This window comes from Legionella sp. 227 (assembly GCF_043161935.1).
GTDB classification, from domain to species: Bacteria; Pseudomonadota; Gammaproteobacteria; order Legionellales; family Legionellaceae; genus Legionella; species Legionella sheltonii.
The window spans coordinates 1,660,439-1,676,587 of record NZ_CP171154.1 but is presented as its reverse complement, the minus strand read 5'-3'; the positions used below and the strand labels follow the sequence as shown (position 1 = coordinate 1,676,587).

The following is a 16,149-nucleotide window of genomic DNA, read 5'->3' as shown; positions in this document are numbered from 1 at the left end:
ATATAATTCCTCATTGATAGGCTTGACAAGCAGCCTAGCTCCTGTTTCAATCAAACGAATAATTCCAGACATTTAAGAATATTTGAATGAACAACAAGCTTGTCATGCTGTTTATTGCCTCAATCCTGCTTTCAGGTTGTAAACATGGTGGCGTTCTCTTTAAAAAACCACCGGTTAACAATCCTAGTGATGATGCTACAATTAAATTAGCAGAGGCGGCGGTATCTGTAAGCGATTCCATGCATGAAATGGCGCGCGTTGAAAAAGTAATTCTACCACCACCTGTAGATAATACACTGACCATACCTAATGCGTATAATTTACAAGCCAGGGCAAGTGTGGACTGGTCTGGTCCTATTGAGGAATTAACTGCCCGCATTGCGAAATCAGCGCATTTCAGGCTCCGCGTTTTAGGAAAGGCTCCTTCAATTCCCGTTTTAATTAGCCTTAATGTTAAAGATCAAAGTTTAGCTGAAATCCTGCGTGATATTGATTACCAAGCTGGTCAAAAAGCCAATATTCACGTCTATCCTAACAGTCAGGTTGTTGAATTGCGCTATGCCAAAATTTATTCCTAGTTTAATAGTTGTATTGTCTGCTTTACTAATTGGATGTCACTCATCGAAATATATGGGTGACACTACCTCATTAGCCGGGCTACAAGCCATGGCTAATGTAAACCAAAAGGAAAGAAATAAGAGACAAAACGGTAGAATTCGTCAAACAGCACTAAGAGAAACAGCTTTAAGCCTTGGGGCTCAAGCAGGTTTGGCAGCTCGCGCAAAGGTCATTGATGAGCATCTTATAAGAGAATCTCGCAGACTCGATACGATTTATGATTTTAATTCGTTGATCCTAGAGCACAACATCCTACCTCCAGTATTATTAGAAGGAAGAAATACCCTTAATCTTGCTGATGCACAAACGATACGCATTTCCGATCGTTCCTATCGAGTTGCAAAACAAGCTCATTTTGTTACGACACCTCCCACTTGGCGGCAATACTTATGGCTGGATTATGTCAAACCGGAATACCCGCACTATACCCTACTGCCTAAGACCAAGGTAGAGAAGAAGATGTGGTGTCTTTATGTAGCTAAAGGCTGGAAAAATGGTATTGATCAAGCCAATACTATTCTTGAGGAGAACATTGCCCGCCTTAAAGAAGATTTTGGTGGTATGATCCTTTACAGGAAATTATTAGCAATGAATATGGTATCCCCACCGTATGTCTCTCACACCGATTTGGGAATCACCGGCGACGCGTCCGAAATTCATATTGACGATAGGGTTCTTAGAATTACAGCATTGCCAGCTCTGAATATAAATAGCGAACAATGGCGAGCTGCGGTTTCTAAAGATGAAAATGCACTCGAACAATTTAAAAATATGGAAAAATTGGCAAATCGTTCTAAAATTATAATAACGGATAAATCCTGGCAACCTACGATTGCCCCAGTTAACGACAACAATAGAATTCGCTAAGATTTGTATGAATAATAAAACATATTTAATGCCCGATGAGCCAACGCGTTTTACTCCACTGTTTATGGATAAAATGTTGGAGCATACAGAGCGTTTAAATGCTTCTGATATTACCATTCAAACAGGAGAACCCATTTACGCAGAAGTTTATGGAAAACTCTTACGCATAACGAATCGTCGTTTATCCAACACAGAACTTGGTGATTTAATTAATGCAATCTATGGTCCTAATGCCACGACTCAGCTTCTTTCAGGTAAAGATATTGATACTCACTATGAATTTCGTCCGAATCGCGGGGTCAGATACCGTTACCGTGTCAATGGAACGGCCTGTCTTGTGGAAGGCCATGATGCAATCCAGATTACTTTAAGAACGATTCCTACCACGCCTCCGAGGCTTGAGACGATGAATCTACCCGATAATGTGCTGGAAGCAATTGCTCCTCAAGAAGGAATCGTTTTTATAACAGGAGCAACGGGTTCAGGTAAATCGACCCTATTGGCCTCTATTATTCGTGACTTAATTGAAACCGAAGATTCAAACCGTAAAGTATTGACCTATGAATCTCCAATCGAATTTGTCTATGATGAAATTGAAACCATATCCGCTGTAGTAAGTCAGTCAGAAATCCCTCGTCACTTGCCTAGCTTTGCTGATGGAGTAAGAAACGCTTTACGTCGTAAGCCACGTTTAATTATGGTGGGTGAGTGCCGGGATGCAGAAACAATCAGTGCTGCATTAGAAGCTGCTCTTACTGGACATCCAGTATACACAACGTTGCACACCTCGGGTGTTGCCGAAACCATGCGCCGTTTAGTCACCTCATTCTCTGGCGAAGAACGTTTAGGAAGAACGATTGATATTTTGGAAACGATTCGATTATGTATTTGGCAAAAACTGGTGCCTACCGTAGACGAAAAACGAGTTGCCTTAAGAGAGTATCTGGTATTTGATGAAGAAGTCCGAGATATTTTACTTGAAAGCGATCCGAATGATGTAACCTCTGCTACACGTAAGTTAGTACGCCAAAAAGGCCAACTGATGACCTGGGATGCCAAAGCGAAGTTTGAACAGGGCATTATCAGTGAGCGGGTTTACAAATTAATTATTGCTGGAGCTAAAGAATATCAGCAATAGATTCATAAAAAAATCTAGAACCATGCGTTATTTCTGTAAATTTAGCTGCTTAGGTTAACATCATTTCCTGTCATTTCTCTACTTTTATAAAGAGTCTTCCATCAACTCTAATTTTAGCTATACTAATTTTAAGAACAGGTATGCTTTGTACCCGTACTTAGGAGTTATATGAACGATTCGATCATGCTTTTAGACGCCTCATTAAGAGATGGGGGACACCGCACTAATTTCCATTTCGAAGACATGCATTTAGAAAAAATCATTGGCCCACTCGATAACTCGGGCATTGAATATATTGAAATTGGCTATCGTAATGAGATGTTAGCTCCTACCACTGTAGGTAGAGCAGGATTGTGTAAAAAAGATTACCTGCTTCTTTGTCGATCGTTAATACAAAAAGCTAAAATGGTCGTCATGGTTTTCCCAAATAACCTCACTCAAAATGATCTGATGGAATTAAAGGAGTGTGGTGTTGATTTATTAAGAATCTGTATTGCTAAAAATGAACTTGCTTCTGCCCTACCTAAAATCCAAATGATAAAAAATGCCCATATGAATGTTTCGGTCAATCTGATGCATATTTCTTATTACCAAGACAATGAACTCACTGATTCGATCCAGAAAATCAGTGAATATGAACCCGATATCATTTATTTTGCCGATTCAAATGGTAGTTTATTGCCGTCTCGTACTCAAAAAATTTATGAGCAATACACTAGTAAATACCCCTTCCCCTTTGGATTTCATGCTCATGACAATTTGGGTTTAGCACAAGCGAATGCCTTAGCAGCAATGGACTCCGGGGTACGTTTTATCGATGCATCATTAGCGGGTATGGGTAAAGGCACTGGGAATTTAAAAACAGAATTTTTTGTTGCTTATTTACATTCGATTCAATTAAAAAAATACAATCTGGAAGAGGTATTAAAGGCGGCTAATTTTGTCCGTAGCGCATTAAAGATTGGCCAGGAACCCATCGAAATGTCTGAATTTATCCGAGGCATTTCTGATCTCTCTAGTGCGAGTTGTCAACCTAAAGGCTAATGCGTGCTCAGTACTTTTTCTTAAAAATAAAGCAAATTCATGATTTGAGAGAATTCATGGGGATCTCTTCAGCAACAGCAGATTGCAGTATATCCGAATGCTTATGATTAGGTTTTTGCAAAAACCCTTTAGCCAAGGCTTTTAGATCAGGATCATCTGGATTGTCTTGTATTCCCTTTTCTAATTTCTGGACTGTTTTATCCCTCATATCACTAGTAAACTCTTTATAACGCCCTTTGACTTCATCTTTAACATCTTGAGTCACATTCTCAAAGCCGCCTCTGCGATTTGCTTCCTGACATAGCAGAACCCCATGAATGTTGGCGCGGGTATTTGCTATAGTACAATTATCGTATGATTGCGGTTTTTGAGTTATGGTACTTATTGGTTCTTTACCTTGAGTGACTTTCTGGATTTCTGCCATGACTTGTCCGTGTGATAACCCTTTATCGTGCCCACTCATTACGTTATTTATAAAGTCAGGAGTAACATCCTTGGTATTTACCTCATAAATTTGCGTTCCATACTTTCCTTTTGCCCCCTCCCCTCGATTGGTGAATACTAAATAAGTTTTATCAGGATTTCCTTCAACCGGCACAAAAGATAGCCCCATAGCATGTCCCTTGCAATTGATGGGGACTGAGGTTACTTTGCCTTCTTGTACTCGCTCAGAAAGTGAGACTCCTGCTTTAGGGCTTCCTTTAGGAGTGCTGAATTCAAAATTGGCTTCTTTATTTGCAAAAGCGAAGGCCTCTTTAATTTGCGTAAAGTCTTTTTTTGTAGGCTCCTTACTACTACCTTGGCTATACTCCCTTATGGCATCGGACATCATGTGATAAGTAGGGCCTATATGCGCGCGTTGAGAAGACGTTTTATCGACACTTTCCATGACGATACCCAGAACCAGACCAAATTCTTTAACTTTATGCAATTTATCTGGACGAGATTGATACCCCCCCTCAGGAGGAGTGATGGTCTTTTGTTGAAGCGCCTGTTGGCCTCGCTGGCTTTTAATTGCAATATCATATTCATCCATTGATCGAACATCATATTTTGCGCCTGAATTAAGTAAGGTTTGCGCCAGAGAGAAATCTTGGTTTTGCAATGCTTGAGTTAATGGGGACTGTCCACGTGCATTTTTTGCAGAATTTAAAGCGGTAGGCAGGTCTTGGTAGCCACAATCTTTAGCAAGATCAGTTAATTCAGCTTTAGGATCGACTTGAAGGTTTAAAATTGAAGCCAGCATTCTTTGTAAAAATAGAAATAACTCTTGGAAAAATCGATCTTCATCTATTTTCGCTTTTTGCAAACCTTTAAGTTTATCTTGAGCCATATCGCTCTGGCTCATCGTAGTACTTTTAGGAGCAGATAATTCAGGCATGATGCAAACGACCTTATGTTTAATATGTATCTAATTATATCACAATGCGCTTTAAAACTTTTTACATTGGAAATAAAGTGATAATCCTTTTTAGCAATTTTACTTAGTTACAGGCGCTTCAGTACCACCTAATTCCTGCCCCCCTGACTTAGGTGCTCCTTTACTAGATCCTTTTTTATCTTTACCACTATCCGTATCACTACTCGGAGTCGCATTACCCTGAGCAGAAACATCGCCACCGCCGCCGCCTTTGCCCAAAAGACCTTTAGCCATACCAACGCCTTTCACACCATAGCCACCCAATGTCTTATCGATTTGTCCTTGTGCAGTCTGGGTTTCCTTACCTGCTTCTTGAGTCTTGCCTTTTACTTCCTCACCCCATTGTGCGGTTTCTTGACCCAAGCTTTCAGGAGTACCGCCAATCCATCGCAACACTTTATCTGGCAGATAGGATATCAGTGTAAATGATTTTTGAATTATCACTAAGTACAACGAGGTATAAGTTAATATTGAGAAGAAGAATGCATAAATTCCCGCCCAATCCGTATATCCACCGGTACCAGAAGGCGAGTCGGAACCACCAGTCGACCAAAATCCAGCCGCGAGATGCGCTGGGTCTTGATTAGGCCGTTGTATAAAGGCAATAGCCTGATCATACCCTGCATTTAGAACCCATACGCCTACGTAAGATAAGGCGATAGCAGATATATACCCTATAATCATCATCGAAGGTCTTAGGAAGACATTAACCAGGATCATGATTGCAGCCTCACCTTTACCAAAAGCGTCATGTCCCTCAGGATGGGTCACTCCCAATGCAACAATAGGTGCGGCAACCATTGCTTCAATGACCGAGATTAACCAGCCCAGGGCACCAAAGGTAAAAATCATATACGGTAATATTGGAATATAATAGGCGGTTGTAAAGCCTACGGTAACCATGACCCCCACCCAGGCGATCACCAGCGGCATAGCCAAAGACATCATCGCAAAGATAAAGATACCAAATACCGGGATTAACGCACTGGATACCGCCATATTCAATAAAAGCATCCATAAGTTACCCGCAAAATTGATGTATTCATTTCCCATATTGGCTAATGCAACAACTGGGTTTACCCCGGGTTGCGCGATAATCTGAAGCCCTTGCTGGAAGATTGTTGCCATTCCTTGTAATGGAATCATCAGGAATGCCATAACCACACTGTTGATAATCTGGCCAAAGATATCAAGGAACAGGTTATATACGGTCACCAAGATAATATTATAAAATATGTTTCCAAGAATTTGTCCTAAACAAATAGAGAAGAACGGTTTTACTTCACCGCAAGAAAAGTTTTGCCGTTGTAATCGATACAATGACGTATTCACACTGAAGTTGATGCTGTTTGCAAAAGTCAGTTGCTGTACCCCTGGTTGGCCAGGAGTTTGCATCATCAATCCATTGTTAATAAAACCATATACCGTAGATGCAGACTGCGTTTTATCACTTGTCATCGAGGATGACCAGGAAGGCTTTTTATCTGTATCGCTGGAAGTTATTAACGCTTGCACCGCTTTTAATGGAGCATTATCTTGATTAAACCAAGTACATAATGTGGTAAAATCTTTACCCTGAGCCGTCATGTTTCCAGGACCACAAGTAACACTCGTACCGTTGGTGCCAATTACAAACGGACTCGTTATCGCCTGAGGATTAAACGTACTTCCATCCAGTCCTGTGCCTGAATCGGTTTGACTTGAATTCGCAATGGATGACGTTCCCTGAATCTCCACCAAGTTAAAAAAGTAAGCACCGGCCATAATCCAGCCTTGCAGCTCAGCATTATTGATAAAGTCTGTGGCCTTAGCATTGTCTGATGCATTGTTAATCAGGCGGGATAGATTTACCGTAGGCATCATAATGCCATTATAATCATTGATCGCATTGATTAATTCATTACCATTTAACAAAGTCCCACCCATTGGAGATCCCGGCACTGGCCCCCAAATCACGCATCGATCATCTGGCGGAGTGCTGCTGCTGTAATTATCACACACTGTTCCATCTTTTTTATAGGGTACACCGAATTGCTCCGTTGCCACTGCAGAATAAGCACTTGGGTTTGGTTTTTGATTAAACGGTATTCCTGGAGAATTAGTTATCATAGACCGAGCCACTGGTGACAAATCCGAATACATTTGCTGGATTGCAATAGCGCGAGACATCTGCGTGGCCGCAATCTCTCCTGGAGTTAACGTGTTATTTCCAACTTTCACGTTATTTCCTGCAGTGAAATAATTCATTTCAACCTGGCCATCTTTGCCGATTACAGGATTACCGTTTTGATCCAGTTTAGGACTAGCACTTCCAGACAGTAGGGTGCCAAAATTAGAATTTAGGGTGGTAATACTGTTCCATTTGATGGTGCCGCAGATTCCATTAAGAAAACTATAAGGGGAACTGGAATCAAAATTAGGCATGTCAACGCTCCAAGAGCTTCTAGTTGGAGCAGCATTTTGAACCGCAACTGCATTGACCGAGCCTAAGAAATCTGGAACTACATTATTACAAAATTGCTGCATGCTAGAACCTTGAGCAGCGGAGTAACACGCCCCTGTTTTTTGCGATTGGGCATCCAGCAGGGCTTGTCTTTGAGTCGTCAGTTGCGTCTGCAATCCCAGCATACATACTTGGCCCGCAAGGATATTGACGACACCACTTGCTATACCACTAATCCCTGTGGTTCCAGTATTAGTCAATTCAGAGGCCGGATTTATCTGTTGTGCTTGAATAATAACGCCACCACGATTCAAATAGCTTAACGCAGCATTCCATACCTTATCTGCTGCACCAACCCCTTGCACAACAACCCACATGACAAAAATTTGCATTAAGCAATAACCAGAAGTCTTAGGGATCAATAAAGCTAAACCTACAGTGGAGCGAATAGGAATCCAAATGGAGGACCACTTTTGCCCAAGCATCTGCCCTTCGTGGGCAGTATTCATGGTGGCTACCAGGAGGGTATACATAATAATGATACCGCCCAATGCCAAAACAGCAGCGTTAAATACGGCAAACATGTTGCCCATAATTTGGCTGCCAGTACCACTTAAAACACCATCAACAACACCAAATAAATTACCAAGAAATACTACAGAATAATCACTCGCAGGAGGAGCAAAACTCAAAGCACCGCCACTACTATCCGCTAAAACCAATCCAGGAAATAAAAGGAGGAGTAGAGTAACTAACAACTTATTCATTTCTTCTCTCCCAACAACCCCTGCCTATACCATTCATTAAAAGTACACCCTAACTTACGATTTTTCATTTGAAAGTACCAAAAGTGGTAACGGAAGGCTAAAACTAGTGCAATCATAGTAACAATAATGCTCACAAGAAACGCTCTTATCGAACCGTAAAAAAGCTGATATCCAGCATATACAAAAATTAAAACAGCGGCTAATACCATAAGAATACTTAAACGAAACAATGATTTTTGTTTCGTAAGTATACTTTCATCGCTAAGATTTAGAAGCTTCACCGCTTCACTGAATGATTCACCCTCGGTTGGTGCTTTTTGTGGCACGAATAAGCGTTTAAACCCATTTCCCAAATATAAAGTAAACGCTCTCATTCGTTCCCAATCGAACCACCTACGAACATTAAGGATCGATGAAACCAGCTTAATTATTCTTGACCGCTTTTTCATATATTTTACTTCTTTCTTTTACCTTTCATAATATACTATAGTAGTAAGTAATGGTTTCGTCCATCCGCTAATTATAAGTAAAGAAAGAGTAAAAAATGCCAGATCTTAGCCACGAAGCATCCGCACAATACTGGTTTGAATACATTGATCCTATGATCTATAGAGTGATTACTTTTATGGAAAGTGTGGAGGATTGGACTCTTGATGGAAATCCAGAGTTTGAGCAAGCCATGGAGCAATTAGGCAGAGAACTTGACGACATAGAAAAAATAGACATGGGGCTGTTAGCCGAAGAAGAAAAGTTTATTCGCATCGTGGGGAATATCAAATCAGGCAGAGGCCTACGTCTGCTGCAGGCAATTGATACGGTCCATCCGGGCAGTGCTTCACGAGTCTTGATCCATGCAGAAGAAACAAGTACAGGAAGTCATGATTCAGCCGGAGTTTTTCTCAAAAGAAATATTGTATTTGAACGTTTAAGGTTGTTGTCGCGAGTTTTTTGCCAGTACCGGCTAAAACTTGTTTTACGTGCACTTGAAGGGGAAGAATAAATGAAATTATCGTCGTCCAAATTTGTATTGCTTAATCTGCTTTGTTTTACTGCTTTTCCTGCTGCAGCAGATAATACAACCAATTTATACAATCAACAACAAATGTCTAATAATACCCAAAAACTTGTCCAATATTTCCAAAATTTTGGTAGTTATTTGGGTTTTGATGTAACGCAACAACCACAAAATCCCCAAACCTACATACTCAACTACAATCTAATTAACCTACCTGTTGCACAACTGGCGCAAACCTATATGCTTTACACTTATCTAGGTGCGATTCCCGTCAATACGTTTACGAGTGGTAGTAATCAGAATAGCGGAGGCAATGAAAGTGCCGCAACCCCCTTCTCTCAGTTAGTGCCTACAAATATTCCGACTGCTTCGGCGATTAATCAGCTGGTTAATAATACATTTAATGGCTTTAATGGTTCGAGCTCTTCAGGTTCCTCTGGCCAGTCAACAGTTACAGCGAATCCATTATTCGACCAATCAGTTCAATCGAATCAATCAGGTGGTAGTGCCTTAGGATTCACTGCGAACCCATTGTTCAATCAAATACAAGGTGGCAGTCAAGGTCAGGGATCTTTTCAACAAGAGCCAATTAGCCAAGCGGTACTCAATATTTTAGGAACACCGGATATTAGTTACTGTATGAAATATGACCAGTCCCCAACTACCATGACTGAGAATTGCGGCTACCTGTATGGCACTTTAGTATCTGCTAATGCAATAGGAGCATACATCCCCAATGCGACTACTTTTTTTAACGGCCAATACATTTCACAATTTTTAAATCAGCTGAACAGCAACGCATTAACTGGACCATTAATGTATTCAACTGATAGTCTTGGGGTGGGTACCGGAACCAATAATGGCCTCACCGCGCAAAATCAAGAACAACTCGCTAACAATTTTATACGTTACGTTACCGGAAGTATTGTTCCTATAAAATTACCAAAATGGTATGACTATGATCAATTGGTACAGAAGACGATTCCTAGCTCATCCAATAGCGGCGGCGCTCCTACTGCGCAACAAGTTCAGGCGACACAAACAATCTCTAAATATCTTGCAAGCTTACGTACCTACGCAGCTCAAAGCTCAGTAGGAATAAGTAACCTTTACTTTATTATGTCCAAAAGAATGCCTCAATCACCCCCTCAGAACGCACAGGGAGGTCAGCAAGGTCAAAATCTGACCCCAATGAGCCAAGCGTTAAGTGAATACAATATGGCCACTTGGCGGTTATTCCCTAATGCTGGTGCGGGTGGTACCACTGGCACTGGTAGCACTGGAACTACTGGCACTGGGTCAAGCGGTACTGGCCAATCAGGTGGTAGCCAATGGATAACTCAACTGAACACTGCAGCTCCTGCTACTGTAGAAAAAGAAATTGCGATCTTACTCGCTGAGATTAATTATCAGCTTTATTTGGATCGTCAAATCCATGAGCGTCTTTTAATGACGAATAGCATCTTGTTGTTGCAAAGCGTTCGTTCTGGCGCACCAAATGCTGATCTGAATGCAGGACAATAACTTCGTAATATCCCTTCAGGGTGAAAGAGCCATTTCACCCTGATTCATTTTTAGCTCCATCAATTCAACGCCGACCTTAGAATTTCTTATCGATTCAAAGACGACCTCCAGTAATCCCCTAAGCACTTTTAAAAAAGATGGTGCAAAAAATGATGCATATGATATGATTTCACGCATATTATAACTTTCTGCTTTTTTAATAAACTTAAGGCTTGATGTTTTATAAACCTAAGTAAAACGTCTTTTTTTTCAAAGACTAAGTCAGACCTGTCTCAAAAAATATGAGCAATTAAGCCAGAAAATTCAGGACCTAACAACAATAAGAAAAATATCAAGTCTTACTAAAATAATTCTTAATTGACGAGCCTATATGCCTAAATCCAGAAGCTATATTTTTTATGTTGATGGGATGACCTGTGCCGGTTGTAGTCGGACTATTAGAAGTTACCTACAAGGTCAACTGTCTGACAGGCTAATACATTTTCATGCAGACATCACAACGCCAGATCCTAAAAAAGTAACCGTAATTATTAAAGTTGATGATGAAGAAAAACGAGTCGATCAAGAAATCTGGTTGGAACTTAAGAACCATATTGAAGAAGTGGGTTTTTCATGTAGAACATATGAATATCAACCGGATAAAAAGGACGCACCGCAAGCACCAGCTGAGCAATTAACCCCCTTAAAGCAAACCATTAATAAAATCAAAAAATTTTTTAACTCACATTGGTTTCTTGGTGCAGTCGGATGCGTGTCAGGAGTGGCTGTACTTATCCTTTGCCTTGCAACCGGCGGACTTTCACTCCCTGTGATGGCGTCTCTTGCTGTTTTTAGTTCTCTACTAACCCTATTACTTGGGTATAACTCCTATTATGACGCTTGGATAAAATTGACCAAAAGCAAAAAATTAACTATGGACAGTTTATTTGCGCTCAGTACTGCCTCCATCATAGTTTGCTCAATTGCCTCACTCTTTGTACCTTGGCTTCCTATGATGTTTGAAGCAGGCTTGCTTATTTATGGCTTTAGACATATAGGCATTGCGATAGAAGATACCATCAAAGAAAAAATTGGCACCACAAAGTTTCAGGACAGAGTTCCTAAAGTTGTAAAAAAACAGAACACTATTGGCTATGATGAAATTAGTTTAGAGTTGATTAATGAAGACGATGTGATTATTGTGCACCCAGGAGAAGTTATACCTCTTGATGGTACCTGTGAAAATGAAAGTATCATTTACAATACCATCATTACAGGAGCTACTCTTCCTCATTATTTTCCGCCGCAAGCAAAAGTAGTAGCTGGCATGCGCTTAGCGAACCATGCAAACCCTTTAGCTATTCGTGTCACAAAAAATCACAAAGAATCCTACCTGGCACGGCTCGATAAGGCAATAGAAGCATCGGCGTTGGAAGCTGCGCCCATTGAATTAAAAACCGAACAACTTTTAACCTATTTTATCCCAACCGTAATTGCATTAGCAGTGGCCTCTGGAATCATTATCGGCCTCTTTTATCCAGCCGCTATAGCAATTCAGTGCGCCGTATCGGTTTTAGTAAGTGCTTGCCCCTGTACCTTAGGGTTAATTACGCCTTTTGCCGTAAAAACAGGGATGCATAAAGCGGCAGAAAATGGAGTGACCTTTAATAGTGCTAAAACATTACAACACGCAGAACAAATAGACACGGTAATTTTTGATTTGAATGGCACCCTTACAACAGGGGTTCCTAATATTAAAGAACTTTATCTATTTGATGAGAGTGGACTTAAAGAATCAGAGTTCCTCTCCTATTGTTCGGCCCTAGAAAAAAAATCAACTCACTCCATAGGCCAAGCGATTTATTCGTTTAGCAATCAACATCACGTATCCCATTATGAAGTTACGGATCTTGATGACTCTCATCATTCTGGAGTTTCTGGGCTAATAAAGAATAAAAAATATACTATTGGCAGCATGACGCTAATGAAAGAAAAAAACATCTCCATTCCCGCTAAATTCAAACAACCTAAATTAGAGGCAGGAGATCAGGTAGTCTATGTGGCACGTCAGAATACTGTAATTGGATTTATGGTAATCACCGATCCGCTACGTGAAGATGCCTATTGTACTATTCGTACGTTAAAGGCAATGGGGAAAAAAATCTGCTTGTGTACCGGAGCAGATGAAGAAACAGCCACTCGTTATGCTAGAGCGCTTGGCATCGAACACGTTTATGCCGGCTGCAAGCCAACTTCTCTAGAGGAAAATGATCAAAAGGAAAATTCTCTGTCAAAAACTTCCCGTATTCTCGCGTTAAGGAATAAAGGGCATAAAGTAGCCATGGTAGGCGATGCAGGAAATGATGCGCCTGCAATTAAAGTCAGCAACTTAGGCATAGCAGTAATATCGGACAGCAGTGATGTTTTAACTCAAGAAGCAGCAGGAGTGGTCATTCATAAAGGAATGCTACTCCCTATCGCTTCAGTTTTTGCAATCTCCAAACAAACTGTATCCAATATAAATCAAAATCTGGCCATGAGCTTGGCTTATAACCTCGGTTCCATCTTGGTTTCTGGTGGGCTTTTAGTTGCAGTGGGTTTGACGCTTAATCCAGTAGTTGGCGTCACATTAATGATTCTTCAAGCATGCATGATTTTTATGAATGTCTATCGCTTTAAAGAACAACCTCTAGAACATTTGCAAGAAGAGGCAAAGCGATATCAGGAAGCCAGCTCGCCTACAGAATCATCTCATGCAAAAATCCACAAATACACCCCTACTGGTTATCAAAGCGAACTTGTTTGTGATCAAGAGCCCCCATATACTAGACCAAAACCACAGCAATCAACAACATTTCCTTTTTGGAATAACTGCTGTAATGAGGGACGTAATGACGTGGAGTACCCCTCACTTGAAACGGATTTAGAAAATCATTTAGAGATTGCTTACAGTAAAAAAAATTAGTAAGAGCCTGTAAAGTATAACGCCGCAGTAGAGTGGTTGAGAAACAAAAGGTAAGCGTTCAAGCAATGGCAGCAACTAACGAACAGCCTAGGTAAGGTCGAAACTCGAGTTTCACCTAAACTAGGCGTATATGAAGGAGCTGCGTGGTACTTAAGCTGACGCCATCGGTCGCTCATGTAATTGCTATTGACGATAGCCATCTAATACAGCTGCTAATTTTTCCATTACCTCATCAACGGAAATCAATTGCATGGGTTCGTCACCGTGTACATGTTGCCCCCAAACATCCTCAATTCGCTTGCTACCCAGAATTTTTTCTGCTGCTTCAGGATAGCGATTTACCACTAAATGTTGAAAAAGATAAGGACCAGAAATAAGCGGGTTAGTCACTGCATGCAACGCAATAACAGGAGTATTTACCGCAGTTGACATATGGGAAGGTCCCGTGTCAGGGCAAAGAACAACGGTCGCTTTACTTATGAGCGCTAATAATTGTTTGGGTCTCGTTTTGCCAACGAGATTTATTGCAGGGATAACTTGGGCTATTTGTTCTGCCAAATGTTTATCAAAATCAATCGGCCCTCCAGTTATAACGACTTGTACGTTCCATTTCTCCTGAGCTCGTTGCAAGACATCAATATATCGAGCAATAGGCCAACTACGCTCCGGTTTACTGGCGGCGGGATTAATTACTAAAATAGGGCCTTGTTTAGGTAGGTGCTGTTCCGCCCACTCATAATCTTCAGGAGCAATAGGTAAATCCCAACGAATAACACGCTCCTTTATTCCTAGTGCCTGCGCAAATTTTAAAAAACCATCTAAGGTATGCTCTAAGCCCGGAGTAATTCGTTCATTAACAAATAAGCCATGAGCATCATTGGCTCGGTGCTCGTCATAACCTATTTTTCGTTTTGCTCTAATCAGGGGATAGAGTAAATTAGTCCTAAGACTTGCTTGTGGCGCTAGTAATACATCGAAAGTACGCCCTTTCATTTGTTTTTTAAAGCGCCAATAATCCACAACACTGTTCGGCTTGTCGATTAAAATAAACTCCACACCATCCATCCCTTCCACCAAATCAAAAGCAGGCTTGGAAATGATCCAAGTCAACTTGGCTTGTGGGAGACTGGCTTGCAACGTTCTAATGAGCGGAACAGCCATTAGAACATCACCTAATGCAGATAAACGTACAATACAAATGGATTTAATCATTCTGTAAAACAAACCGCGAACCGCAATAAGGACAAACTTCTACTCCAGTTTTTTCAATAGGCAAATAAACCTTAGGGTGAGCATTCCACAAAATCATATCCTTTGTGGGACAACTCAAAGGTAATTCATTACGATGGACTATATAATTTTTTTCTGTGCTTGCTGGTTCTTTTTTAACTTTTAACATGATGTTCCTTTGATACGTGTTTGCTAGGATTATCTAATATTTCCCCAATTTTCGCTATAATCTCATCGCGAAAAGCCTCATTTTGTGGATCATAATAGAATGCCTCTCCCCAATGCCTAAGCCAGGTTAACTGGCGTTTCGCCAATTGCCGTGTCGCTGCAATTCCTTTATCACGCATGAGGGAATAATCAAAATCATCTTGCAAATATTCAAGTACCTGCCTATACCCTACACAACGCATTGCTGGCAAGTTCATGGTTAGCTTCCATTTTTGCTGTAACTGTTTCACCTCATCAATAAAGCCTTCAGTAAGCATCTGATCAAAGCGTTGTGCTATGCGTTCGTGCAACCATGCCCTCTGCTCAGGGAAAAGAATAAAATTCACAAAGTGATAGTCCGTTTTTTCATTGGGTTGAACAAGAAATGAAGACAATGTCTTACCGGTCAAATAATATACCTCTAAGGCACGTTGAATTCGTTGTGTATCATGAGCATGGATACGTGCAGCAGACTCTGGATCAATATGTTCTAATTTTTGATGGAGAACAGCCCAACCACATAAAGCCGCCTCTTCTTCTAACTGGCGACGTACAACGGGATCCGCTTCGGGCAAAGTAGATAAACCTTTTTGTAACGCATTAAAATACATCATCGTTCCCCCTACCAGAAGAGGAATTTTGCCTTTTTTGAAAATTTTTTCACATAAAGATAAGGCGTCAGTACAAAATTGAGCGGCAGAGTACGACTCAACAGGATCCTTAATATTTATTAAATGATGTGGCGCACTATGCAACTCCTGAGGAGTTGGTTTGGCAGTCCCAATGTCCATACCCCGATAAATCATTGCAGAATCAACACTAATAATTTCAAAAGGATAACGTGTTACCAATTCACACGCTAAAGATGTTTTCCCTGATGCAGTAGGTCCCATTAAACAAAAAATTAATTTAACCATTCAAGATCTCAATAA

Annotated in this window: 13 protein-coding genes; 7 read left to right on the top strand and 6 right to left on the bottom strand. The window is 40.8% G+C overall.

Going from position 1 to position 16,149, the window contains the following annotated elements:
• Positions 1 to 86: 86 nt before the first annotated feature.
• From dotD to ACF8MK_RS07205, 4 genes are all read left to right on the top strand, one after another.
• Positions 87 to 578 (top strand): type IVB secretion system lipoprotein DotD, encoded by a 492-nt coding sequence (dotD, locus tag ACF8MK_RS07220; protein WP_265703111.1) that lies wholly within the window; start codon positions 87 to 89, stop codon positions 576 to 578.
• The gene (locus tag ACF8MK_RS07215; protein WP_392538745.1) at positions 559 to 1,485 is read left to right on the top strand and encodes a type IV secretion system DotC family protein; all 927 of its coding nucleotides are present in this window, start codon (positions 559 to 561) and stop codon (positions 1,483 to 1,485) included. The genes dotD and ACF8MK_RS07215 overlap by 20 nt, the downstream gene beginning before the upstream one ends.
• A 7-nt stretch (positions 1,486 to 1,492) precedes the next feature.
• Complete coding sequence (dotB, locus tag ACF8MK_RS07210; RefSeq protein ID WP_028380733.1) at positions 1,493 to 2,623, top strand: Dot/Icm type IV secretion system ATPase DotB; 1,131 nt, start codon at positions 1,493 to 1,495, stop codon at positions 2,621 to 2,623.
• A gap of 168 nt (positions 2,624 to 2,791) precedes the next feature.
• Positions 2,792 to 3,667 carry a 4-hydroxy-2-oxovalerate aldolase gene (locus ACF8MK_RS07205; RefSeq protein ID WP_392538744.1) on the top strand — a complete coding sequence of 292 codons (876 nt, stop codon included), beginning with the start codon at positions 2,792 to 2,794 and terminating at the stop codon, positions 3,665 to 3,667.
• A gap of 37 nt (positions 3,668 to 3,704) precedes the next feature.
• Here the strand turns inward: ACF8MK_RS07205 and ankD are convergent, their stop codons facing one another.
• The 3 genes from ankD to icmV form a co-directional block, all read right to left on the bottom strand.
• On the bottom strand, positions 3,705 to 5,048 hold the full coding sequence (gene ankD / locus ACF8MK_RS07200; protein ID WP_392538743.1) for a Dot/Icm T4SS effector AnkD/LegA15: 1,344 nt from the start codon (positions 5,046 to 5,048) through the stop codon (positions 3,705 to 3,707).
• Positions 5,049 to 5,147: 99 nt separating this feature from the next.
• Positions 5,148 to 8,297: a type IVB secretion system protein DotA gene (gene dotA, locus ACF8MK_RS07195; protein ID WP_392538742.1), complete on the bottom strand. Its 3,150-nt coding sequence runs from the start codon at positions 8,295 to 8,297 to the stop codon at positions 5,148 to 5,150.
• The gene (gene icmV / locus ACF8MK_RS07190; protein ID WP_265703106.1) at positions 8,294 to 8,746 is read right to left on the bottom strand and encodes a type IVB secretion system protein IcmV; all 453 of its coding nucleotides are present in this window, start codon (positions 8,744 to 8,746) and stop codon (positions 8,294 to 8,296) included. Before icmV ends, dotA begins: the two co-directional genes overlap by 4 nt.
• 95 nt (positions 8,747 to 8,841) lie before the next feature.
• Here icmV and icmW point away from each other — a divergent pair, with 95 nt between their 5' ends.
• From icmW to ACF8MK_RS07175, 3 genes are all read left to right on the top strand, one after another.
• Positions 8,842 to 9,297 (top strand): type IVB secretion system protein IcmW, encoded by a 456-nt coding sequence (icmW, locus tag ACF8MK_RS07185; RefSeq protein ID WP_028380728.1) that lies wholly within the window; start codon positions 8,842 to 8,844, stop codon positions 9,295 to 9,297.
• Positions 9,298 to 10,836 carry a type IVB secretion system protein IcmX gene (icmX, locus tag ACF8MK_RS07180; RefSeq protein WP_392538741.1) on the top strand — a complete coding sequence of 513 codons (1,539 nt, stop codon included), beginning with the start codon at positions 9,298 to 9,300 and terminating at the stop codon, positions 10,834 to 10,836. It begins immediately after the preceding gene.
• Positions 10,837 to 11,206: 370 nt separating this feature from the next.
• Entirely contained in the window at positions 11,207 to 13,780 is a 2,574-nt protein-coding gene (locus tag ACF8MK_RS07175) for a heavy metal translocating P-type ATPase (protein WP_392538740.1), read from the top strand.
• Between the two features lie 183 nt (positions 13,781 to 13,963).
• Here ACF8MK_RS07175 and ACF8MK_RS07170 read toward each other — a convergent pair whose 3' ends face one another.
• The 3 genes from ACF8MK_RS07170 to miaA are packed head-to-tail and all read right to left on the bottom strand — an operon-like array spanning position 13,964 to position 16,134.
• A complete protein-coding gene (locus ACF8MK_RS07170) occupies positions 13,964 to 14,992 on the bottom strand; it encodes a glycosyltransferase family 9 protein (protein ID WP_392538739.1) in 1,029 nt (342 codons plus the stop codon).
• On the bottom strand, positions 14,985 to 15,179 hold the full coding sequence (locus tag ACF8MK_RS07165) for a zinc-finger domain-containing protein (protein ID WP_265703102.1): 195 nt from the start codon (positions 15,177 to 15,179) through the stop codon (positions 14,985 to 14,987). Before ACF8MK_RS07165 ends, ACF8MK_RS07170 begins: the two co-directional genes overlap by 8 nt.
• Positions 15,166 to 16,134 (bottom strand): tRNA (adenosine(37)-N6)-dimethylallyltransferase MiaA, encoded by a 969-nt coding sequence (gene miaA / locus ACF8MK_RS07160; RefSeq protein WP_392538738.1) that lies wholly within the window; start codon positions 16,132 to 16,134, stop codon positions 15,166 to 15,168. The genes ACF8MK_RS07165 and miaA overlap by 14 nt, the downstream gene beginning before the upstream one ends.
• Positions 16,135 to 16,149 lie beyond the last annotated feature (15 nt).

Bases quoted from the DNA above. Each gene is read 5' to 3' on its own strand.
- dotD (WP_265703111.1), top strand. From the start codon at position 87: ATGAACAACAAGCTTGTCATGCTGTTTATTGCCTCAATCCTGCTTTCA.
- ACF8MK_RS07215 (WP_392538745.1), top strand. From the start codon at position 559: ATGCCAAAATTTATTCCTAGTTTAATAGTTGTATTGTCTGCTTTACTA.
- dotB (WP_028380733.1), top strand. From the start codon at position 1,493: ATGAATAATAAAACATATTTAATGCCCGATGAGCCAACGCGTTTTACT.
- ACF8MK_RS07205 (WP_392538744.1), top strand. From the start codon at position 2,792: ATGAACGATTCGATCATGCTTTTAGACGCCTCATTAAGAGATGGGGGA.
- ankD (WP_392538743.1), bottom strand. From the start codon at position 5,048: ATGCCTGAATTATCTGCTCCTAAAAGTACTACGATGAGCCAGAGCGAT.
- dotA (WP_392538742.1), bottom strand. From the start codon at position 8,297: ATGAATAAGTTGTTAGTTACTCTACTCCTCCTTTTATTTCCTGGATTG.
- icmV (WP_265703106.1), bottom strand. From the start codon at position 8,746: ATGAAAAAGCGGTCAAGAATAATTAAGCTGGTTTCATCGATCCTTAAT.
- icmW (WP_028380728.1), top strand. From the start codon at position 8,842: ATGCCAGATCTTAGCCACGAAGCATCCGCACAATACTGGTTTGAATAC.
- icmX (WP_392538741.1), top strand. From the start codon at position 9,298: ATGAAATTATCGTCGTCCAAATTTGTATTGCTTAATCTGCTTTGTTTT.
- ACF8MK_RS07175 (WP_392538740.1), top strand. From the start codon at position 11,207: ATGCCTAAATCCAGAAGCTATATTTTTTATGTTGATGGGATGACCTGT.
- ACF8MK_RS07170 (WP_392538739.1), bottom strand. From the start codon at position 14,992: ATGATTAAATCCATTTGTATTGTACGTTTATCTGCATTAGGTGATGTT.
- ACF8MK_RS07165 (WP_265703102.1), bottom strand. From the start codon at position 15,179: ATGTTAAAAGTTAAAAAAGAACCAGCAAGCACAGAAAAAAATTATATA.
- miaA (WP_392538738.1), bottom strand. From the start codon at position 16,134: ATGGTTAAATTAATTTTTTGTTTAATGGGACCTACTGCATCAGGGAAA.